Source organism: Variovorax sp. P4_D9 (assembly GCF_056401695.1).
Genome location: NZ_JBFUIU010000003.1, coordinates 1 through 20546 on the forward strand (window position 1 = coordinate 1; position 20546 = coordinate 20546).

General features: G+C 69.6%; 21 protein-coding genes and 1 pseudogene. 20 read left to right on the plus strand and 2 right to left on the minus strand.

From position 1 onward, the window contains the following. The first annotated feature begins 2 nt into the window (after window positions 1–2). From AC1DY5_RS00605 to AC1DY5_RS00620, 4 genes are read left to right on the plus strand one after another with little or no spacing between them, the layout of a single operon-like run. Entirely contained in the window at window positions 3–932 is a 930-nt protein-coding gene (locus AC1DY5_RS00605) for a thiamine pyrophosphate-dependent dehydrogenase E1 component subunit alpha (RefSeq protein WP_478107334.1), read from the plus strand. After that, a complete protein-coding gene (locus tag AC1DY5_RS00610) occupies window positions 929–1939 on the plus strand; it encodes an alpha-ketoacid dehydrogenase subunit beta (RefSeq protein ID WP_478107336.1) in 1011 nt (336 codons plus the stop codon). The genes AC1DY5_RS00605 and AC1DY5_RS00610 overlap by 4 nt, the downstream gene beginning before the upstream one ends. 33 nt (window positions 1940–1972) lie before the next feature. Continuing rightward, entirely contained in the window at window positions 1973–2203 is a 231-nt protein-coding gene (locus AC1DY5_RS00615) for a biotin/lipoyl-containing protein (RefSeq protein ID WP_478107338.1), read from the plus strand. Then, window positions 2200–2928 carry a 2-oxo acid dehydrogenase subunit E2 gene (locus AC1DY5_RS00620; protein WP_478107340.1) on the plus strand — a complete coding sequence of 243 codons (729 nt, stop codon included), beginning with the start codon at window positions 2200–2202 and terminating at the stop codon, window positions 2926–2928. Before AC1DY5_RS00615 ends, AC1DY5_RS00620 begins: the two co-directional genes overlap by 4 nt. Window positions 2929–2949: 21 nt before the next feature. On the opposite strand, the gene AC1DY5_RS00625 is transcribed toward AC1DY5_RS00620, so the two are convergent. Both AC1DY5_RS00625 and AC1DY5_RS00630 read right to left on the minus strand, forming a co-directional pair. Further along, window positions 2950–3717 (minus strand): GMC family oxidoreductase, encoded by a 768-nt coding sequence (locus tag AC1DY5_RS00625; RefSeq protein WP_478107342.1) that lies wholly within the window; start codon window positions 3715–3717, stop codon window positions 2950–2952. Between the two features lie 85 nt (window positions 3718–3802). Then, a pseudogene (locus tag AC1DY5_RS00630) lies at window positions 3803–4555 on the minus strand (GMC family oxidoreductase); the annotation flags it as partial. A gap of 209 nt (window positions 4556–4764) precedes the next feature. Here AC1DY5_RS00630 and AC1DY5_RS00635 point away from each other — a divergent pair. The 16 genes from AC1DY5_RS00635 to AC1DY5_RS00710 all read left to right on the plus strand — a co-directional run bounded on the left by AC1DY5_RS00635 (window position 4765) and on the right by AC1DY5_RS00710 (window position 20407). Then, window positions 4765–5010, plus strand: a complete 246-nt coding sequence (locus tag AC1DY5_RS00635; protein ID WP_478107344.1) for a hypothetical protein — start codon at window positions 4765–4767, stop codon at window positions 5008–5010. A 242-nt stretch (window positions 5011–5252) separates the two neighbouring features. Next, entirely contained in the window at window positions 5253–5489 is a 237-nt protein-coding gene (locus AC1DY5_RS00640; RefSeq protein WP_478107346.1) for a hypothetical protein, read from the plus strand. A 16-nt stretch (window positions 5490–5505) separates the two neighbouring features. After that, window positions 5506–6744, plus strand: coding sequence for a CaiB/BaiF CoA transferase family protein (locus AC1DY5_RS00645; protein WP_478107348.1), 1239 nt, complete (start codon window positions 5506–5508; stop codon window positions 6742–6744). Further along, window positions 6741–7994: an NAD(P)/FAD-dependent oxidoreductase gene (locus AC1DY5_RS00650; protein ID WP_478107350.1), complete on the plus strand. Its 1254-nt coding sequence runs from the start codon at window positions 6741–6743 to the stop codon at window positions 7992–7994. Before AC1DY5_RS00645 ends, AC1DY5_RS00650 begins: the two co-directional genes overlap by 4 nt. A gap of 22 nt (window positions 7995–8016) precedes the next feature. After that, window positions 8017–8337: a 2Fe-2S iron-sulfur cluster-binding protein gene (locus AC1DY5_RS00655; RefSeq protein ID WP_478107352.1), complete on the plus strand. Its 321-nt coding sequence runs from the start codon at window positions 8017–8019 to the stop codon at window positions 8335–8337. Between the two features lie 63 nt (window positions 8338–8400). Further along, the gene (locus AC1DY5_RS00660) at window positions 8401–9624 is read left to right on the plus strand and encodes an amidohydrolase family protein (RefSeq protein WP_478107354.1); all 1224 of its coding nucleotides are present in this window, start codon (window positions 8401–8403) and stop codon (window positions 9622–9624) included. After that, window positions 9621–10598, plus strand: coding sequence for an NAD(P)H-dependent flavin oxidoreductase (locus AC1DY5_RS00665; RefSeq protein ID WP_478107356.1), 978 nt, complete (start codon window positions 9621–9623; stop codon window positions 10596–10598). Before AC1DY5_RS00660 ends, AC1DY5_RS00665 begins: the two co-directional genes overlap by 4 nt. Window positions 10599–10607: 9 nt before the next feature. Next, window positions 10608–11780: an NADH:flavin oxidoreductase gene (locus tag AC1DY5_RS00670; RefSeq protein ID WP_478107358.1), complete on the plus strand. Its 1173-nt coding sequence runs from the start codon at window positions 10608–10610 to the stop codon at window positions 11778–11780. Beyond that, a complete protein-coding gene (locus AC1DY5_RS00675) occupies window positions 11780–12610 on the plus strand; it encodes an enoyl-CoA hydratase (protein ID WP_478107360.1) in 831 nt (276 codons plus the stop codon). The genes AC1DY5_RS00670 and AC1DY5_RS00675 overlap by 1 nt, the downstream gene beginning before the upstream one ends. A gap of 5 nt (window positions 12611–12615) precedes the next feature. After that, window positions 12616–13410 (plus strand): enoyl-CoA hydratase/isomerase family protein, encoded by a 795-nt coding sequence (locus AC1DY5_RS00680; protein WP_478107365.1) that lies wholly within the window; start codon window positions 12616–12618, stop codon window positions 13408–13410. A 26-nt stretch (window positions 13411–13436) separates the two neighbouring features. After that, complete coding sequence (locus AC1DY5_RS00685) at window positions 13437–14258, plus strand: enoyl-CoA hydratase/isomerase family protein (protein WP_478107367.1); 822 nt, start codon at window positions 13437–13439, stop codon at window positions 14256–14258. 217 nt (window positions 14259–14475) lie between these two features. Further along, window positions 14476–15315, plus strand: coding sequence for an oxidoreductase (locus AC1DY5_RS00690; RefSeq protein WP_478107369.1), 840 nt, complete (start codon window positions 14476–14478; stop codon window positions 15313–15315). 10 nt (window positions 15316–15325) lie between these two features. Further along, window positions 15326–16681 (plus strand): hypothetical protein, encoded by a 1356-nt coding sequence (locus tag AC1DY5_RS00695; protein WP_478107371.1) that lies wholly within the window; start codon window positions 15326–15328, stop codon window positions 16679–16681. Next, window positions 16678–18075, plus strand: a complete 1398-nt coding sequence (locus AC1DY5_RS00700) for an acyl-CoA reductase (RefSeq protein ID WP_478107373.1) — start codon at window positions 16678–16680, stop codon at window positions 18073–18075. The genes AC1DY5_RS00695 and AC1DY5_RS00700 overlap by 4 nt, the downstream gene beginning before the upstream one ends. 58 nt (window positions 18076–18133) lie before the next feature. Then, complete coding sequence (locus tag AC1DY5_RS00705) at window positions 18134–18877, plus strand: MarR family transcriptional regulator (RefSeq protein ID WP_478107375.1); 744 nt, start codon at window positions 18134–18136, stop codon at window positions 18875–18877. Window positions 18878–18931: 54 nt separating this feature from the next. Next, window positions 18932–20407: an MFS transporter gene (locus AC1DY5_RS00710; RefSeq protein WP_478107378.1), complete on the plus strand. Its 1476-nt coding sequence runs from the start codon at window positions 18932–18934 to the stop codon at window positions 20405–20407. Window positions 20408–20546: the final 139 nt, after the last annotated feature.

The following is a 20546-nucleotide window of genomic DNA, read 5'->3' on the forward strand; positions in this document are numbered from 1 at the left end:
GCATGGCGCTGATCCAGCGCAGCGACGATCGCTTCCGCGCCGTCATCAAGGCCGGCAAGATCGTCGCGCCATACTACTCGCCGCGCGGGCAGGAGGCGATCCCCGCCGCGGTGTCGGTGAACCTCACCAACGAGGACACGATCTGCACCATCTACCGCGGCATCCACGACATGCTTGCCAAGGGCGTGCCGTCGAAGCTGCTGTGGGCGGAGATCGCCGGCAAGGCGACCGGCACCTGCAAGGGCAAGGGCGGCCCGATGCACATCACGCATCCGGAATCCGGCGTGATGGTGACCACGGGGATCGTCGGCAGCAGCATGCCGATCGCCAACGGTCTGGCGCTGGCAGCGCAGATCCGCGGGCAGAAGCATGTGTCGGTCGCGTATTTCGGCGACGGCGCCTCGAACATCGGCGCCTTCCACGAAGCCTTGAACATGGCGGCGGTCTGGAAGCTGCCGGTGATCTTCGTCTGCCAGAACAACGGCTATGGCGAGCACACGCGCTACGAGCTGGCCACCTCCGCCAAGCAGGTTTCCGACCGCGCCGCCGGCTACCAGATGCCCGGCGTCACGATCGACGGCAACGACCCGCTGGCGGTGTATGCGGCGGCGCGCGAGGCTGTCAGCCGGGCGCGCGCGGGCGAGGGGCCGACGCTGATCGAGGCCAAGACCTTCCGCTTCCATGGCCATGTTTTCGGCGACGCGGACGCCTACATGGCGCCCGGCGAAAAGGAGGCTGCGATGGCGAGGGATCCGGTGCCGCGCTTCCGCAGCTGGCTGATCGAAGGGGGCGTGGCCGAATCCGAGCTGGCGGCGCTCGAATCGGCGATCGATCGCGAGATCGACGAGGCCGTGGCCTTCGCGCTGGAAAGCCCCGTGCCGGATCTGTCCGAATTGCAGCGCGATGTGCTGGCCGAGGAGCTTGCGCAATGAATACAGCTGCCGCCGTGCTCGACAAGGTCAAGCCGATGAACACGATCCAGGCCGTCAACCTGGCCCTCGACGAGGCGATGGGTCTGGACCCGAACGTGATCCTGCTCGGCGAGGACATCGCCGACGGCCAGGAGGGCGGCATCGTCGGCGTGACCAAGGGCCTGTCGAGCAAGTACGGCAACTCGCGCGTGCGCTCCACGCCGATTTCCGAGCAGGCGATCATCGGCGCGGCGATCGGTGCCTCGATCGTCGGCATGCGGCCGGTGGCGGAGATCATGCTGATGAATTTCACCGCGGTGGCGATGGACATGATCGTCAACCATGCGGCCAAGCTGCGCTACATGTCGGGCGGGCAGACGCACGTGCCGATCACGATCCGCACGATGACCGGCGCCGGCTTCGGCACCGGCGGCCAGCATGCGGACTACCTCGAGGCCTGGTTCGCGCACACCGCCGGCATGAAGGTGGTGGCGCCGTCCTCGCCGGCCGATGCCTACGGGCTGATGCTGTCGTGCATCTTCGACGAAGACCCGTGCCTGTTCATCGAGAACATGCCGAGCTACTGGACGCCGGGCGCGCCGCCGCAGGTCGGCCAGCGCATCCCGCTCGGCAAGGCCAATGTACTGCGCGAAGGCCGCGACGTGACGGTGATCAGCTACAGCCGCATGGTGCAGGACTGCGCGGCCGTCGCGGACAAGCTAGCCAAGGAAGGCATCGAGGTCGAGCTGGTCGATCTGCGCACGATCTCGCCCTTGGACGAGGCGGCCTTGCTGGGCTCGGTCATGAAGACGCGGCGCGCGGTGGTCGTGCACGAAGCGGTGCGCCGCTTCGGCGTCGGCGCCGAGATCGCCGCGCTGCTGCACGAGCACCTGTTCGGCGAGCTGAAGGCGCCGGTGCAACGCGTCGGCGCGAACCACTCGCCGGTGCCGTTCTCGAAGACGCTCGAGGCGGCCTACGTGCCGCAGCCCGCGGCCATCGAGGCGGCGATCCGCAAGACGCTGGACTGAAGAACGAACGCCCCAACGACCGAGGACATCCCCGTGCCCACCCAGGTTCTGCTCCCCAAGATCGGCTTCTCCATGAACGAGGCGACGCTCGCCGAATGGATGGTCGCCGACGGCGCCGCCGTGACCGAAGGTCAGCCGCTCTATGCGCTGGAAAGCGACAAGTCCGTGCAGGAGGTCGAGTCGCCCGCGACCGGCACGCTGAAGATAGTGGCCCGCGTCGGCGAGGTCTACGAGGTCGGCGCACTGCTGGCCGAGATCGCATGATCGGTGCGGACCTTCCTGCCTGGCCCGCGGTCGACTTCGCCGCCTTCGGCGAGGTCGAGCAGAGGCCTCTGTCGCGCATCCAGGGCCTGACAGCCGGGTTCCTGTCGCGCRACTGGCTGAGCATTCCGCATGTCACGCACCAGGACGATGCGGACATCACCGCGATCGAAGCGCTGCGCGCGACGCTGACGCCCAAGCCGAGCGCGCTGGCCTTCTTCGCGAAGGCGATCGTGTCGGCGCTGAAGGTCTTCCCGCAGTTCAACGCCTCGCTGGACGCGAGCGGCAGGAACCTGGTGCTCAAGAAGTACTTCCACATCGGCATCGCGATCGACACGCCGCGCGGGCTCATGGTCGGCGTGGTGCGCGACTGCGACCGCAAACCGCTGGCCGACATCGCGGCCGACATCTCGGCCCTGTCCGCCAAGGCGCGGGGCCGCGGGCTGCCGATGAGCGACATGGAGGGCGGCTGCATCTCGATCAGCTCGCTCGGCGGCATCGGGGGCACCGGCTTCACGCCCATCATCAACGCGCCCGAGCTCGCGATCCTCGGCATCGCCAAGGCCGAATGGAAGCCTCGTCGCGCATCCGATGACGCGATCGAATGGCGGCTGGAGGTGCCGCTGTCGCTGAGCTACGACCACCGCGTGATCAACGGCGCCGACGCCGCGCGCTTCCTGCGGCATCTGGACGAGGTGCTCGCCGAGCCGACGCAGCTGCTTGTCTGAGGAAGGGCTGCCGGCGGCTCCTTATCGCGCATCCTCAAGGATCAGATCGGCCGCGCGCCACGCCATCGCCATCACCGGGCCGTTGGTGTTGCCGGCAGGCATGGTCGGCGCGATCGACAAGTCCATCACGCGCAGCGCGTCGACGCCGCGCACCTTGAGCCGCGGATCGACGACGCTGCGCTCATCGCCGCCCATGCAGCAGGTGCCGCAGGCGTGGTAGCCGCTCTTGCCGCCGCTGCGGAAGGCGTCCAGGATCTGTTCGTCGCTCTGTGCCGCCGGCCCCGGCCGAGTCTCCGCGACGATCAACGGCGCCAGGCTCGGCTGTTCCGCGACCTTGCGCATGAAGCGCATCGAGGCGATCGCGATTCGGCGGTCTTCTTCGTCCGCCAGGTAGTTCGGGTCGACCTCGGCCGACACGTCCGGATCGGGCGAGACGATGCGCAGATGGCCCTGACTGCGTGGGCGCAGCCCGTAGCTGAAGAGCTGCATGCCGGGGAAGGCTTCCATCGCCATGCCACCCGCCGCCGTGAAATCGAGCGAGAAGGGGCACATCATCAGTTGCGCGTCGGGCCGCGCGGCGCCGGGCAGCGTCCGGTAGAAGCCACCGACCGGGTACGAGCCCGTCGCCATCACGCCGCTGCGCGTCGAGAGGTACCGGGTTGCGTTGAGCCCGAGGCGCCAGCCGCTGAACTCGCGGTTCTGGGAATGGCGCCAGTCGGCGAGCCGCCATTGCGCCATGTACAGCAGGTGTTCCTGCAGGTGGCGCCCGACGGCTGGGTTGTGCGCCACCGGCCGGGATTCCAAGGGAACGAAGATGCTCGCCGTCACCGACGCCGGACAGCTTCAGCCGGCGCGGCGATTGGAGCGCACCGGCGCAGAGAATGAGCTCGCGCGTCGCATCGAAGCGCCGAACGTGGCCATCGACCACGGCCTCGACGCCGACGGCCCGCCGGCCTTCGAACAGCACGCGGACGACCCGCGTGTCGGTGAGCACCGTCAGGTTGGGGCGGGATCGCACGGGCGCCAGGAAGGCGACGGCGGCGCTCTGCCGCACCCCGTCCCGGATCGTGTAGCTCAGGTACGCAATGCCTTCGTGATCGAGGCGATTGAGGTCGTCGCGGCGCTCGAGGCCCAGGCGCGCACAGGCGGCGATCGTGGCCTCGGCCAGCTCGCTGCGCTCGCCATGGGGCGTCACCTTGAGCGGCCCGCCGGCACCGCGCAGCTCGTCGGCGCCGAGTGCGTGGTCCTCGATCGCCTTGAAGCGCTTCGCGATCTCGGCCCAGCCCCAGCCGACAGCGCCCTGCGAGGCCCACTCGTCGTAGTCCTCAGGATGGCCGCGCACGTAGACCATGCAGTTGATCGCGCTCGAGCCGCCCAGCATCTTCCCGCGCGCCCAGACCTCCTGTCGCCCCCATTTGCCTGCGTGGGGCGCCACAGGGGTGTAGTCGGCATGCTTCGGGTCCGCGAGCAGCTTGCCGAAGCCCTTGGGCATGGCGATCAGGGGGCTGCTGTCCTCGGGGCCGGCTTCGATCAGCAGCACCCGATGGGCGGGGTTCTCGCAGAGGCGGTTGGCGAGCACGCAGCCGGCAGAGCCGGCGCCGACGATGAGATAGGTGGCGTCGGTCATCGCAGCGCGCAGGTACCGGATGGTGCTGGCATTGGCTTCATATTGTCGTACAGTGTTCTGATAATGGAATCGACAAGAGAAGCTGTCAAGCTGGCTTCAGACCCGGGTTTCTCCGGATGTGAAGCTAAAATTTCAGAATACCATTCATAAAAGCGAACGACTTTTCATGCGAATAGTCGCACGATGTTTGGTCGCCCGAGGAGACTGAAATGCTCAGTGGTCTGAAAGTGTTGGCAGTCGGCGCGGCCGTCGGCTTGTTCGGGTCGGTCGGCTATCTGAAGTCGGACGCGTCCGATGACGCGCGTGCCGCGGCCCCTTCGAAGGCCGAAGTCTGCCGCGCGGGTGGCATCAACCTGCCGGCTTCGACTGCCGAGGACTGCTATAGGGAGATGGTCCGCGCCTATGGCTATCAGGGAGGCTCCATCGGCCAGGTGTTCGCGGCATCGCTCCGCTGAGGCGGGCGCCTCGCAGACCGCGTTGGGGCCCGCACGCGGATCGCGGCGAGCCCGGGCCGGAATTCGCTTCGGACGCCCTGCGATGTCATCGCACGATGGCTCGTGCCGGTCTTTTTTTGCCCCCTGTTGGGATTGCCTCATGGCCGCGCCTGGAATCGGGCCGCACCGGCATGAAGGGGTGCATGAAAAGAGCTTGCAATGTTCTCAAAGTCGACTATCATTCGACTATACGAACAGCGGTGGTGAGTGCCATGAACAGCTTGCAAATCGATTCGAATGGTGCGTTGACAGAGCTCGTCGCGTTCAAGTGGCTAATGGCGGGGYGCGGCTGGTGGGTGGATGTGCCGCGTTTCAGGCGCGACGTGGCGTACGCGCAAGAGTGCGCGCAGAAGGGCGCCGAAAGCGGCCTGGAACTGCTTGCGCGCAGCAGTGCCGCCTTGCTGGCGCAGATGCAGCGACCGACACTGCAGGGAACCTGATTCACACCTCCCAGCCATGTCCAGAAAGCCCTTCTTGCACATTCGCGTTCTCGATCTGTCGCGCGTCATCGCCGGCCCGCTGGCTGCGCAGACGCTCGGCGACCTTGGTGCCGAGGTGATCAAGGTCGAGCGCCCCGGCGTGGGCGACGACGCGCGCAGGATGGGTCCGCCGTTCCTGAAGGACCGCGATGGCCAGGACACGCACGAGACGCCGATCATCCTCGGCAGCAACCGCAACAAGAAGTCCATCACGCTCGACCTCGCCCGGCCCGAGGGCCAGGCGCTGGCGCGCCGGCTGGCCGCGATGTCGGACGTGCTGGTCGAGAACTTCAAGGTCGGCGACCTGAGGCGCTACGGCCTCGACCAGGCGAGCCTGCGCGAGCTGAATCCGCGCCTGATCTATTGCTCGGTAACGGGCTTCGGCCAGACCGGGCCCTATGCATCGCGCCCCGGCTACGACTCGATCTTCCAGGCCATGGGCGGCCTCATGAGCGTCACCGGCTATCCGGACGAGGAGGGCGGTGCGCCGGTCAAGACCGGCCCGTCGATCGCCGACTTCGTGGCCGGGCAGTTCGCCGCGATCGGCGTGATCACAGCCCTGTACGAGCGCGACGCGAACCGCGAGGCCAGCGGCGGCCGCGGCCAGCACATCGATGTCGCGCTGTTCGACTCGTTGGTGTCTTCGCTGTCGCACTACGCGGCGCAGTATCTGGCCACCGGCGAGGTGCCGGTACGGCGCGGCACACAGGGCAGCGGCGGATTGCCGTCGCAGGTGTTCCCGTGCGCCGATGGCGGCGTGATGGTGGTGTGCGGCAACGACGAGCAGTACCGCCGCTTCTGCGGCGCGCTCGAACACCCCGAGCTCGCCGACGATCCGCGCTTCGCGACCAACCCCTTGCGCGTGGGCAACCGCAAGCAGCTCACCGCCACCTTCGATGCGATCACGCGCCGCTGGTGCCAGGCCGACCTGCTCGCCGCGATGGAAGCGGCCGGCGTGCCGGCCGGGCCGATCCGCGATCTGAAGCAGGTGTTCGACGATCCGCAGGCCCAGCACCGCAGCCTGGCCACCGAGGTACCGCATCCGCTGGCCGGCAGTGTCCGGATCTACACCAATCCGATCAAGTTCTCGGACACGCCGATCACCGACTACAGCGCGCCGCCGACGCTGGGCCAGCACAACGACGAGATCTACCGCGGCCTGCTCGGCCTCGATGCCGAGGAGCTCGAGCACTTGAAATCGAAGGGAATCGTGTGACCGGCGAGGGCGGCGCGCTGGTCGTCGTCGGTGCCGGGCACGCGGGCACCGAGCTCGCGGTGCAGGCGCGCGAGGCCGGGTGGCCGGGCCCGATCCAGCTGGTCGGCGACGAGACCGCGCTGCCTTATCACCGGCCGCCGCTGTCCAAGGCCTACCTGGCCGGCACCGCCACGCCCGATTCGCTGCACCTGAAGGCGCGCGCCACGCTCGAGAAGGCCGGCGTCGAGCTGCTGCAGGGCCGGCGCGTGCAGGCCCTCGACCGGGCGGGCCAGCGTGTCGCGTTCGAGGACGGCTCCTCGATCGGCTATGCACGGCTTGCGCTGGCCACCGGCGGTCGCCCGCGTCCGCTGCCCGCAGCGATCGCGGGCGCGGCCGAAGGCGCCGACAACTTCCACTACCTGCGCACGCTGGCCGACGTCGATCGCATCCGCCGGCATTTCGAGCCCGGTGCGCGCGTCGCGATCGTCGGCGGCGGCTACATCGGCCTGGAGGTGGCGGCGGTGGCGGTCAAGGCCGGACTGAAAGTCACCGTACTGGAGGCGGCCGACCGCGTGCTCGCGCGCGTCACGGCGCCGCGCGTGTCGTCCTTCTACGAGCAGGTCCACCGCGAAGCCGGCGTCGACCTGCGCATCGGCGTGCAGGTCGAGGGCTTCGAACTCGATGCCGCGCGCCACAGGGTCACCGGTGTGCATTGCGCCGATGGCGAGCGCCTGGCCTGCGACCTGGTGATCGTCGGCATCGGCCTGGTGCCCAACACCGAGCTCGCTGCCGCCGCCGGCCTCGCGGTCGACGACGGCATCCGCATCGACGCCTGCGCACGCACCAGCGACCCGCACGTCGTCGCGGCCGGCGACTGCACGCGCTTCGACAGCGCGTTGTATGGCCGTTCCGTGCGGCTCGAGTCGGTGCCGAATGCGCTCGAACAGGCGCGCTGCGCGGCGGCGGCGCTGCTCGGGCACGACCGGCCGTTCGAGAGCGCGCCGTGGTTCTGGTCCGACCAGTACGAGCTGAAGCTGAAGATGGTCGGCCTGTCGCAGGGCCACGACCAGTTCCTGTTGCGCGGCTCGGTCGAAGAGCGCTCGTTCTCGGCCTTCTACCTGAAGGGCGAGCGCGTGATCGCGGTCGACACGGTGAACCGCCCGGCCGAGTTCATGCTCGCCAAACGCATCGTCGGCGCGCGCATGGTCATTCCAACCGAGCGGCTGGTCGATGACGGCGTGCCGCTGAAGAGTCTGCTTCCCGCAGCCTAGCCACCACGAGGAGACAAGCACCGTGCCCCGTTTCACGATCATCGAGCACACCGGTGCCGAGCACCAGGTCGACGCCGAAGTCGGCCAGTCGGTCATGCAGGGCGCCATCGACGCGCTGGTGCCCGGCATCCTCGCCGACTGCGGCGGCTCGTGCAGCTGCGCGACCTGTCACTGCTACGTCGACGAAAGCTGGGCGTCCAGGCTGCCGCCGCCGGAATCCACCGAGCGCGAGATGCTCGAGTGCGTGCTCGAGCCGCGCGAGACGAGCCGCCTGTCATGCCAGTTGCGCGTCACGCCGGCGATCGACGGCCTCGTGATCCGGCTGCCCGCATCGCAAGTCTGAAGCACCCCCCATTCGACGCTGCGCCGCGATCCCGCGGCGTGGCATTCCATCCCCGGAGACCTGATGACGACCACCACCACCACCGCTGCCCCGCTCTTCAAGGGCCTGATCTTCGACGGCGACACCCATCTCTACGAAACCCCCGACGCCTTCAGCCGCTACCTGCCCGAACAGTTCAGGAAGGACTGGGGCTACGAGTGGAAGGTCGGCGCCGACGGCGAGTACGCGCTGTACGTGGGCCATCGCAAGGTCGAGGTCAGTGCCGGCTACTACGCCGAGGATGGCCGCGTGCCGCCGCCGGGCAAGCTGCACGAATGGCTGCGCGCGCAGAAGGAGGGCAAGGAGAACGTCGACATGCGCGTGCCGATGACGCAAGACATGTATGCCCGCGACGCCCGCCTCGCGAAGATGGACGAGTTCGGCGTCGAAGGCTGCTTCCTCTACTGCGGCAACATGGTCGCGACGATGAGCTACCTCGACGAGCCGAAGGCCGCGGCGGCGGTGATGCATGCCTACAACCGCTGGATGCTCGACGACTGGGGCTTCAACCACAAGGACCGCATCTACTCCGCGCCGCTGGTCTCGCTCGACGACCTGGACGCCGCCTGCGCCGAGGCCGAATGGGCGATCAAGCACGGCACGCGCCTGTTCCTGATGCCGATGGGCCCCTTCGGCGGCAAGCCGCCGGCGCATCCGGACTTCGACCGCTTCTGGTCCATCCTCAACGAAGCGCGCTGCCGCGTGGTCTATCACGTGTCCGAGGCGATCTACATGAAGGACCACATGGCGGTGTGGGGCGAGCCGGTGCAGCAGTCGCGCCAGCGCCAGACCGCCTTCGTCTGGATGCACGGCTACAGCGAGCGGCCGGTGGTGGAGACGATCTCGTCGCTGATCTTCTGGAACTTCTTCGCGCGCTTCCCCAACCTGCGCGTGCTGTCGGCCGAGAACGGCGCCGAGTGGGTGCCGACGATGCTGATCAAGATGGACAAGTGCCGCGGCATGGCGAAGAACGGCTACTGGCCGGGCGGGCAACTGAAGGAGCGGCCGAGCCGGATCTTCCAGCGCCACATCAGCGTGGTCGCCTATCCGGAGGACGACCTGAAGACGATCGTCGACCAGGTCGGCTCGCACGAGTGGATGATCATGGGCTCGGACTATCCGCATGCCGAAGGCGTGCCGGCGCCGCGCGACTTCGCCGACGAGGCCTGCAAGAAGCTGGACGCCGAACAGACGCAGGGCGTGATGCACGACAACGGCCGACGCTTCCTGGCGCCGGTTGAATCATGAAGACGAAGGCGAGCGCGCTGCTCGGCAGCCGGCTTCCGATCGTGCAGAGCGGCATGCGCTGGGCTTCGCGCGCCGAACTGGTGTCGGCGGTCTCGAACGCCGGCGCCTTCGGCATCCTGTCGGCGCACACGCAGCCGGATGCCGAGGCGCTGCGCCGCGAGATCGAGCGCACCCGTTCGATGACCGATCGGCCCTTCGGCGTCAATCTCACGCTGCTGCCGGGCGCCAGCGGCGTCGACGTGGAGGGCTATGTGCGCGTGGTCTGCGAGGAGCGCATCCCGGTCGTCGAGACGGCCGGCGGCAGCCCGGCCCGCTCTCTCGAGGCGCTGAAGGGGGCCGGCGTCAAGGTGATGCACAAGGCCACCAGCGTGCGCCATGCGCTGAAGGCCGAGTCGCTCGGCGTCGACGCCGTGATCATCGACGGCTTCGAATGCGCCGGCCACCCGGGCGCCGATGACGTGCCGGGCCTGGTGCTGATCCCGGCTGCGGCGCGGGCGCTGAAGATCCCGGTGCTGGCGGCCGGCGGCATTGCCGACGGGCGCGGCCTGGTCGCGGCCCTGGCGCTCGGCGCCGAGGGTATCTGCATGGGCACGCGCTTCCTGTTGACGCAGGAGTCACCCCTGCACGCCGAGGTCAAGGCGCGCATGCTCGCCGCGGCGGAGACCGACACCACGCTGGTCGGCCGCCGCTTCGGCGACAGCATCCGCGTGCTGAAGAACCGCACGGCCGCCGAGGCGCTCGCCCTCGAGGCGCAGCCGGCGACGACGCACGGGGACCTGCTGCCGCTGATCGGCGCGCCGCGCTGGATGCAGGCGATGGAAAGCGGCGCCGCGGACGATGCGGCGCTGCCGATCGGCCAGTGCGTCGGCCTGATCGACGATCTTCCCACCTGCGCCGAGCTGATCGAGCGCATGCTGTCGGAGGCGCGCGCCGCGATCGAGCAGCGCCTGTCGCTGTTGCTGGGCGCCGCGTAGGCCGAGACCATGAACGATCCATCCGGACCCATCGACGTCGCGCCTTTGTTCGAACCGATCGCGATCCGCGGCCTCGCGCTCGCGAACCGTATCGTGATGGCGCCGATGACGCGCAACTTCTCGCCCGGCGGCGTGCCGGGCGAGGACGTCGCCGCCTACTACCGCCGCCGCGCCGAGGGCGGCACCGGCCTGCTGATCACCGAAGGCGTGGGCATCGACCATCCCGCCGCGCTCGGGGATGCGGGCCTCGGCGAAAACAACCTGCCGCACCTCCATGGCGAGGCGGCGCTGGCCGGCTGGCGGCGCGTCGTCGATGCGGTGCATGCCGCCGGCGGGCGGATCGTGCCCCAGCTCTGGCACCAGGGCGTGATGCGCGAACCCGGGACCGGTCCGCATCCGGAGGTGGCGTCGCTGCGTCCCTCGGGCCTGTGGGGGCCGGCAAGCCGGATGACGTCGATCGACCCGGCCTATGCCGCACGCGTGCAGGCGCCGACGCGGCCGATGACCGAGGGCGAGAACCAGGACGTGATCGATGCCTACGCGCGCAGCGCCCGCCACGCGCGCGAGGCCGGTTTCGACGGCATCGCGATCCACGGCGCGCACGGCTACCTGATCGACACCTTCCTGTGGGACGAGACCAACCGCCGCACCGACGCCTGGGGCGGCGACCGGCGCGCCCGCGCGCGCTTCGCCGCCGAGGTGGTGCGCGCGATCCGGCGCGAGGCGGGCGAGTCGCTGCCGATCTTCTTCCGCTTCTCGCAGTGGAAGCAGCAGGATTTCAAGGCGCGCCTCGCGGCGACGCCGCAGGAACTCGAGGAGGTGCTCGGCCCGATCGCCGATGCCGGCGTCGACGTGTTCGACGGCAGCGTGCGCTATTTCGACCGCGCCGAATTCGAGGGCTCGCCGCTCAACCTCTCGGGCTGGGCCCGGAAGCTCACCGGCAAGCTGGCGATGGCGATCGGCGGCATCGGCCTGGACCGCGGCTTCTACGATTCGAAGCGCGACGGCCGCGCCGGCGGCTCCGACAATGTCGCCTTGCTGATGAAGCGCTTCGAGCGCGGCGAGTTCGACCTGGTCGCGGTCGGCCGCGCACTCTTGAACGAACCGCGATGGACCGAGAAGCTGCGCCACGGGCACGCGTTGCCGGCCTTCGACGAGCAGCGGATGAAGGAGCTGTACTGATGAGTGAGGCCATCACCTGGGCGCTTGCCGATTCCGGCGTGCTGACCTTGACGATCGACCGCCCGGAGGTGAAGAACGCGATCGACACCGCCGGCCAGAACCTGCTGGTGCGCTTGCTGGCCGACGCCGCACGCCATCCGCGCGTGAAGGTCGTCGTGCTGACCGGCGCCGGCGCGGCCTTCTGCACCGGTGCCGACGTGCGCTCGATGGGCGCGCCGGACCCGGACGACGCGATTGCGCAGGCCTTCGGCAAGACCGAGCTCTGGCAGGCGCACGAGGCGCGGGTCGACCGGCTGCGGCGCCTCGCCGAAGCTTCGTTCCTGCTGCACGACATGGGCAAGCCGACGATCGCGAAGCTGCGCGGGCCGGCGGCCGGGCTCGGCTTCTCGCTCGCGCTGGCCTGCGATTTCCGCCTGGCCGCCGACAACGCCTTCTTCGTCTCGAGCTTCGCCAAGATCGGCACGCCGGGGGACTACGGCGGCAGCTACTTCCTGGCGCAGCTCGTCGGCCCCTCGAAGGCCAAGGAGATCTACATGCTGTGCGACCGCGTCGGTGCCGCCGAGGCGCTGGCGTGGGGCATGGTCAACCGCGTCGTGGCCGAGGCCGAGCTCGACGCCGCGACCGACGCGTTCGCGCTGCGCCTGGCGAACGGGCCGGCGCTGGCCTGGCGGGCGATCAAGGAGAACGTCCACGCCGCCGCGCACCAGACGCTGCAGCAGGTGCTCGACCTCGAGGCGCGCAACATGATCCGCTGCCGCCTGAGCGAGGACTGCAAGGAGGCGCTCGCAGCCTTCCAGCAGAAGCGCGAGCCGCGCTTCGAAGGGCGGTGACAGGAATGACCAAGCCCGTCGACCGCCCCGCCGACATGGTGCCGATGACGCGCGATGGCGCGGTCGCGGTGCTGACGCTGAACTTCCCGGCGCGCCGCAACGCCTACTGCCTGCAGATGCGCACGCAGCTTCGCGAGCGGCTCGAAGCGGCGATGGCCGATGCCGAGGTGCGCGCGATCGTCCTCACCGGCGCCGGCGGGCACTTCTGTGCCGGCGGCGACATCAGCGAAATGGAAGCGCGCACGCTGCTGGAGAACCGCGAACGCTGGCAGCTCGTGACTGCGCTGATCCGGCTCATCGCACTCGGGCCGAAGCCGGTGCTTGCGGCGGTCGAGGGCTCGGCGATGGGCGCGGGCCTGTCGATCGCGTCGCTCGCGGACCATGTGGTCGCCGCACGCGACGCGAAGTTCGGCGCTGCCTTCGTCAAGGTGGGCCTGATGCCGGACATGGGCGCGCTGTGGAGCCTGCAGCACCGGGTCGGCCGCGCGAAGGCGCGCGAGATCCTCGGCCTCGGGCGGGTGTTCGATGGCGCCGAGGCGTACCGGATCGGCCTGGCCAACGAGCTCGCCGAGCCAGGCGGGGCGCTGGCTCGAGCGCTCGCAGTCGCGCACGAATACGCCGCGCTGCCGCCGGTGTCGAGCGCGTTGCTGAAGAGCGCGCTGGCGCAGGGCGTGGACAGCCTCGATTCGGCGATCCGCAGCGAGGTGGAATTCCAGGCCGTGGCGATGGGCAGCGCCKACCATGCCGAGGCGGTGCGCGCGTTCCTGGAAAGGCGCGCGCCTCGCTTCGAGGGCCGGTAGAGGCGTCACGTCCGAAGACCGCGACGATGGCCCGGGTGCGCTCCGAGCTCTGGCGTGTCGGCGGCGTGTTGCAGCTCGTGCTCGAGCATGCCCCGGTGAACAGCCTCTCGCACCCGATGCGGCTCGCGCTGTGGGAGGCGCTGGAGGCGGCGGATGCCGATCTCTCGGTGCGTGCCATCGTGATCGGCGGCGCCGGCCGCGGCTTCTCGGCCGGCGGCGACTATGCCGAGCTGCGCTCGCCGCTGCAGCAGCAGTGGCCGGCCCTGTCGTCCCACCTGTTCCCGCGCATCGAGGAGTGCACGAAGCCGGTGGTCGCGGCGATCCACGGCTTCGCGATCGGCGGCGGCTTCGAGCTCGCGCTGGCCTGCCACTACCGCATCGGGCAGCGCGACGCGCGCGTCGCGCTGCCCGAGCTGGGGCACGGCGTCGTGCCGCCGAGCGGATCGCAGCGCCTGCCGCGTGCGGTCGGCGTGGCACGCGCTCTCGCGCTGATCCTGGCCGCCGAGCCGGTGCGCGCCGACCGCTACGCCGACACGTCCTTGTTCGATCGCTTGTGCGACGCCGACCCGCTGGCGGCCGCGCGCGCGTTCGCCGCGGCGCTCGATGCGGACCGGCCGCCGGCATCGGCGCTGTTGCGCCATCGGCCGCTCGAGCGCGTCGGCGCGGCCGAGGCGATCGCCGCGTATCGCGCCAGGCTGGCCGATGCGGGCGAGCCGAGCGAAGCCGCGCTGCGCTGCATCGACGCCGTCGAATGCGCTGTGCGTGCCGCGGACTTCGACGTCGGACTCGCGGCCGCGAAACGGATCCACGACGAGCTCTCTGCCCGCGCCAGCGCGGGCAACGCCTGAGATCGGGCGATATGGATAAACATATCAGCAGGATGTGGGCCTGGATGTCCGCGTAGGTCCTCCATTCGCCGGCGACGCCGAACCGATACCTGCGAACCAGGGTAAACCCGATTGCGGCCTGGCGAGGCGACATTGAAGATTCGCCAAGATAATAAAAAACAGAACGTCGTATATATAGTTGAACATCCCGACAGCAACGATCAAAGGAAATCCCGAGATGGCAAATTGGCTTATCACCGGCGTCTCGAGCGGCTTCGGCCTCGAACTCGCCCGGGCCGCGCTCGCGCGCGGCGACACTGTCGTCGGCACCGTGCGCCAGCCTGCGCAGGCCGATCGCTTCGAGCAACTCGCGCCTGGCCGCGCCCATGCGCTGCTGCTCGACGTGTCGCGCATCGACCAGGTCGAACCGGCCGTGCAGAAGGCCCTGAAGCTCGCCGGCACGATCGACGTGCTGGTCAACAACGCCGGCTACGGCCTTTTCGGCGCGATCGAGGAAGTGTCCGACGCCGAAGGGCGCCAGGTGATGGACACCAACCTGTTCGGCCCGCTCGCGGTCGTGCGGGCGCTGCTGCCGCACCTGCGCGAGCGGCGCGCCGGGCACATCTTCAACGTCGCCTCGGTGGCCGGCGTGATCGGCTTTCCCGCCTGCGGCCTGTATGCCGCCTCGAAGTTCGCGCTGGAGGGCGCGACCGAGGCGCTGGCGACCGAGCTGGCGCCATTCGGCATTCGCGTGACGATCGTCGAGCCGGGCGGCTTCCGGACGCAGTTCGCCGGTGGTTCTCAGCGCCAGGCGGGCCTGCGGATCGAGGCCTACGAGGGCACGCCCGCGCACAAGGCGCGCGACCACATCGGCCACTACCACGGCCACGAGCCGGGCGACCCGGCCAAGGCCGCGGCCGCGATCATCCGGGTGCTGGAGGCACCGCAGCCCCCGCTGCGGCTGGTGCTCGGTGCCGACGCGGTCGGCATGCTGCGTGGGGCCTACGAATCGAGGGTGAAGCAGCTCGCCGAGTGGGAAAGCGTGTCGGTTGCGACCGCCATCGATGTCTGCCAGTGAGGCGGGCAGCATGACACCGAACCGAAAGCAACTGGTCGACATGATCCTCGACCCGGACCTCGCCTATGACCTGACGGCCTCCGACGTCGAAGTGCTGCAGGTGCGCGCGGCGCAGGAGCTGCTCGAGGAGCGCAAGGCGCAGATCCCGCTGCTCGCGCGGCGCGCCGAAGAAGCCGGCATCGAGCACATCGGCAGGCTCGCGGACCTGGTTCCCCTGCTGTTCGCGCACACGGTCTACAAGTCCTACCCGCCGTCCTTCGTCGAGAAGGGGCAGTGGGGCCGCATGCTGCAGTGGCTGAACACGCTGTCAGTGGCCGACACCACCGGCGTGAACGTCGACGGCGTGAAGGACGTCGACGACTGGGTCGCGCGGCTGTGGGAGGCCGGCCACCGGGTGCTCGCGACCAGCGGTTCGTCGGGCAAGTGCTCGTTCCTGAATCACACGGTGGGTGACCACGACCTGAAGAAGCGCCATTTCAAGTACTCGGTCGGCTGGCCCTACGTGCGCTCGAATGCCGACCGCACGGTGTTCTGGCTGGGCCCGTCCAGAGGCGCGAGCAGCGCGACCGAGGCCGCCCAGTTCAACTTCGAGAACTTCGGCAAGCCGGGGCAAACCTTCGCGCTGACCGACCAGCCGCTCAGGATCGCCGACGTCAGCCGGATGGCGGCGATGCGCAAGAAGATGGCCGAGGGCAGCGCGACGCCCGACGAGATCGCCGCCTTCGAGCAAGAGGCCGCGCGCAAGGGCGCCGAAGGGCGCGAGGGCTTGCTGAAGCTGCTCGACACGATCCTCGACCGCCGCGCGCAGCCGATGCTGATCTCGGGCATGTGGGCGCAGTACATGGCGCTGATCGCCCGGGCGCGCGAGCGCGGCATCGGCGACGGCGCCTTCCATCCCGACACCGTCGTCAACGCCGGCGGCGGCATCAAGGGCGTGCCCTTGCCGCCGGACTACAAGGAGCAGGTCGACCGCTTCTTCGGCAAGGTCGTGCGCCCGGGCAACTACGGCATGACCGAGCTCGCGCAGGTGATGCCGCGCTGCGAGGCCGGGCGCTACCACCGCGCGCCGGCGCTGATCTGGCTGATCGTCGATCGCGATGGCGAGCGCCTGTTGACAGCGAAGGACGGCGAAGATGGCATCGTCGAGGGCCGCTTCGCCTTCCTCGACCTGCTCTACGAAGGGCGCTGGGGCGGGCTCATCACCGGCGACAAGGTGACGGTCGACCTGAAGCCGCGCTGCCCCTGCGGGCGCCGCGGGCCGACGCTGTTCGACAACATCACGCGCTTCGCGCAGCCGGGCGAGGACGATCACATCGGGTGTGCCGGCACGATCGACGCCTATGTGCGTGGAGCGATGGCCGCATGAACGCGACCAGCGTAGCGACCTCCGCGGTCCCCGTGTGCCATGTCGTGAAGGGCAACGTGGTCACAGGCGCGGCCCACGAATACGGCAGCCCGCGGGCGCGCTTCGCGACCCCGGCGCTGGACCTGAACGCGCTGGTGTGGACGCGCCGCGAGCCCGGCCCCGCCTTCGACACGCCGCTGGCCGAGATCATCGACCTGCTCGTGGCCTCCGGCGAGCGCCTGAAGCGCGACCCCGACGGGCTGCTCGCCGAGGCGCTCGAGTTCAGCATGCGCACCAGCCCGTTGCCGCGCGACGTGCTGGAGCGCTCCTATGCCGGCCTGGGCCGCGTCTTCGACCGCCGCGGCTTGATCTTCCAGGTCGAGCAGGAGCTCGGTGGCGCCGATGTGCTGGACGGCTGGCGCGTCATCGCCGACGCGCCCAGCGGTCGCACCCACCGAATGCGCGCGTTCCCGCCGCGGCTGATCCACGTGATCGCCGGCAACGCGCCGGGCGTGGCCGCGATGTCGRTGGTGCGGGGCGCGCTGACGAAGGGCGTGCACCTGATCAAGCTGCCCTCCAACGATCTCTTCACGGCCACCGCCATCCTGCGCACGATGGCGGCCGTCGCGCCCGGCCATCCACTTGTGCGCTCGTTCTCGGCGGCCTACTGGCGCGGCGGCGACGCCCAGGTCGAGAGCCTGTTGTTCCGGCCGCAGTTCTTCGACAAGGTGGTGGCCTGGGGCGGCGAGAGCACGATCCGCAGCGTCAAGCAATACCTCGGCCCGGGCTTCGAGCTGGTGGCCTTCGATCCGAAGACCTCGATCTCGCTGATCGGCCGCGAGGCCTTCGCCTCCGACGCCGCGCTCGCCGACGTCGCCGAGCGCGCCGCGACCGACGCGACGATCATGAACCAGCAGGCCTGCGCGTCGAGCCGGGTGCAGTTCGTCGAGGGCTCGGTCCAGGAGGTCGATCGCTACTGCGCGCTGMTGCAGGCGCGGCTGGGCGTGCAGCGCGACACCTGCTCGGCGGTCGGCAGCCCGCTGGCGACCGAGCTGCGCGACGAGATCGACGGGCTGCGCGGCATGGAGCCGCACTACCGCGTCTGGGGCGGCTACGAGGGCCGAGGACTCGTGATCCGCTCGGAAGAGCAGGTCGATTTCCATCCGGACGGCCGCGTGGTCAACGTCGTGCCAGTGACCAGCCTGGCCTCGGCGGTGGGCTGCGCCAACGTCGCGACGCAGACGGTCGGCGTCTACCCGCCGCAGCGCAAGGCGGAGTTGCGCGATGCGCTGGCTGCGGCCGGCGTGCAGCGCATCGTCGAGCTCGGCAAGGCGGTGGCCTTCGAGGCGGGCATCTCGCACGACGGCTTCCTGCCGCTGAACCGCTTCGTGCGCTGGGTCAACGACGAAGGTTGATCGCTTGCCCGCGGCCTGCCGCTGATATCGTGAAAGATATCAACCAGCAGGCGTACCGATGACCGAACCAAGCACCTGGAGCAAATCCTCATGGGCCGAATTGCTGAAGGAGAAGCGCGCCGCGGCGGGATGGTCGCAGCGCGAACTGGCACAGCGCGCCGGCGTGCATCAACCGCAGATCGTTCGCGCCGAGCGGGGCGAGGACCTGCAACTGTCGGTGCTCGCGCGCATCGCGGCGCCGCTGAACCTGGCGCCGGCGTTGGCCTCCATGGCGCCGGCGGCGCAGGACGACGACGTCGTGCAGCCCAACCTGGAGAGTTGGCGCCGTGCCTGGCCGGAGGTCGATCCGCAGGTGTTCGCCGTACTGGCGCGCCTGTCGCGCCTCGGGCATCACGTCGAGCGCAGCATCGCGTCGCTGGCTGCCGCGCAGGGACTGAATTCCGGCGACGTAATGGTGCTGGGCGCGCTGCGGCGCATGGGGCCGCCCTTCGAGAGCACGCCCACCGGGCTGAAGGAGCGGCTGTGGATCTCGCTGCCGGGGCTGAAGAAGCGGCTCGACCGGCTGGTCGCGCGCGAACTGGTGGAGCGGGTCCACAACCCGCTCGACCGGCGCGGGCAGATGGTGCGCATGACCGCGCGCGGTGACCAGGTGCTGGACGGCCTGATCGCCCACCCGGCACCGGTCTTCAAGGCGGTGCGGGCGCTGCCGGACGACGAGCGCCGGGGGCTGTCGAACAGCCTGAGGCGCCTGCTGCAGCAGCTGGACGGCGGTGTCGCAGGTCCGTTCGACGGGCCGGCTTAGCCGGGCATCGCCTCGGCGCGTGAAGAGCCCTGAGACGGGCACGAGGAGACGTTTGTGAAACTCGATTCCCCCACGCCGGCCGAGAACCGCCGCTGGCTGCTGATCCTCGCCGTGCTGGTCTTCGCCGAGGTGAACAGCTCCTTCGAGGTCGGCATGATGTACGGCGCCTTGGCCACGCTGATGCGCGAGTTCGGCGACCCAGTCGGCGTCGGCTGGCTGATCACGGCCTTCCTGCTCGTCGGCGCCGTCTCGGCCGGCCTGAGTTCGCGCCTCGGCGATCTGTACGGCCGGCGCAGGCTGCTGATCCTGGTGCTGGTGTTCGCGATGGCCGGCTCGCTGATCGGCGCCTTCGCCACCAGCCTGCCGTGGCTGATCGCTGGCCGCGCGGTGCAGGGCATGTCGGCGGCGCTGCTGCCGCTCACGATCGGGCTGGTCCGCGAGCATCTGCCGAAGGCGCGCGTGCCAGTGGGCATCGGCTGGGTCGCCGCGATGGCGAGCTTCACGGCAGGCGCGGGCATCCTGCTCGGGGGCTGGCTGGTCGATCATGCGGGCTGGCGCTGGATCTTCTGGTTCTCGGTCGGGCAGACGGCGCTGTCGATCGCGGCGGTGGTGGGGCTGCTGCCGCCCTCGGTGCGACGTGCGGCTGTGGGGCGCCTCGACCTGCTCGGCGGCGTGCTGTTCGCGCCCGGCGTCGCGCTGCTGCTGTGGGCCGTCACGCGCATGAAGGGCAGTGGGCCGGCCGACCCGGTCACGCTCGGGCTGATCGCAACCGGGCTGCTGGCGATCGCAGCCTGGGTGCGTCACGAATGGCGCCATCCGCAGCCCATGATCGACGTGCGCCGCTTCGCCGAACGCCAGATCGGGCTGGCGATGGGCCTGATGGCGCTGTTCGGCCTCGGCACGGCGCAATTGATGCTCGTGATCCTGCTGCTCGCGCAGCAGCCGGCGTGGACCGGCATCGGCCTCGGTCTCACGGCCACGCTGGCCGCATCGATCAAGGTGCCCGCCAGCCTCGCGGGACTGTTCGGGGCGCCCTGGAGCGGGCATGTCGCGGGCCGCCATGGCGCGCGGCGCGCGGCGCTGATCGGCACCCTGGTGATCTGCACCGGCTGGGTGGCCGTGCTGCTGCATCACGACGCCGTGTGGCTGCTGGTCGCCGAGGCGTTCGTGATCACCCTCGGCGGATCGATCCTCTATGCGGCGATCCCGAACCTGATCGTCGAGGTTGCGCCGTCCGATCGCACGAGCGAGATCAACGGCATGTCGCATGTGGTGCGCACCGTAGGCACCGCGATCGGCACGCAGCTCGCGACCCTGTTGCTGGCCAGCTCGACGGTGAGCGACGCGACCCGGGGCCCCGGGTCGCATCCGAGCCCGGCCGCCTATCTGCTGGCCTTCGCCTTCGTCATCGCCTGCGCCGGCGCCAGCGTGCTGCTCGCCCTGACCTTGCCACGCCGCGACCCCGCGAGGGCGCTATCGCCCGCCCTGTTGCAGATGCCTGGCCGATCCGGGTCACCGGGTAACTACTGAGACGCGTTGGTTGACGCTCTCGTTGCCCTGTGCAAAGATATGAACACTGTTCTAATATTGGCATGAACGCGTTGCCCGGCACGACACGGCGCGGCGCCTCCGCCCAGGACGGATTCCACAGGTCCAACACGGGAGACTC

What these genes read in the sequence shown, in the direction of transcription:
- AC1DY5_RS00605 (WP_478107334.1), top strand. Translation starts at nt 3, where the DNA reads ATGGCGCTGATCCAGCGCAGCGACGATCGCTTCCGCGCCGTCATCAAG.
- AC1DY5_RS00610 (WP_478107336.1), top strand. Translation starts at nt 929, where the DNA reads ATGAATACAGCTGCCGCCGTGCTCGACAAGGTCAAGCCGATGAACACG.
- AC1DY5_RS00635 (WP_478107344.1), top strand. Translation starts at nt 4,765, where the DNA reads ATGCTCAGTGGTCTGAAAGTGTTGGCAGTCGGCGCGGCCGTCGGCTTG.
- AC1DY5_RS00645 (WP_478107348.1), top strand. Translation starts at nt 5,506, where the DNA reads ATGTCCAGAAAGCCCTTCTTGCACATTCGCGTTCTCGATCTGTCGCGC.
- AC1DY5_RS00660 (WP_478107354.1), top strand. Translation starts at nt 8,401, where the DNA reads ATGACGACCACCACCACCACCGCTGCCCCGCTCTTCAAGGGCCTGATC.
- AC1DY5_RS00665 (WP_478107356.1), top strand. Translation starts at nt 9,621, where the DNA reads ATGAAGACGAAGGCGAGCGCGCTGCTCGGCAGCCGGCTTCCGATCGTG.
- AC1DY5_RS00670 (WP_478107358.1), top strand. Translation starts at nt 10,608, where the DNA reads ATGAACGATCCATCCGGACCCATCGACGTCGCGCCTTTGTTCGAACCG.
- AC1DY5_RS00675 (WP_478107360.1), top strand. Translation starts at nt 11,780, where the DNA reads ATGAGTGAGGCCATCACCTGGGCGCTTGCCGATTCCGGCGTGCTGACC.
- AC1DY5_RS00685 (WP_478107367.1), top strand. Translation starts at nt 13,437, where the DNA reads ATGGCCCGGGTGCGCTCCGAGCTCTGGCGTGTCGGCGGCGTGTTGCAG.
- AC1DY5_RS00690 (WP_478107369.1), top strand. Translation starts at nt 14,476, where the DNA reads ATGGCAAATTGGCTTATCACCGGCGTCTCGAGCGGCTTCGGCCTCGAA.
- AC1DY5_RS00695 (WP_478107371.1), top strand. Translation starts at nt 15,326, where the DNA reads ATGACACCGAACCGAAAGCAACTGGTCGACATGATCCTCGACCCGGAC.
- AC1DY5_RS00705 (WP_478107375.1), top strand. Translation starts at nt 18,134, where the DNA reads ATGACCGAACCAAGCACCTGGAGCAAATCCTCATGGGCCGAATTGCTG.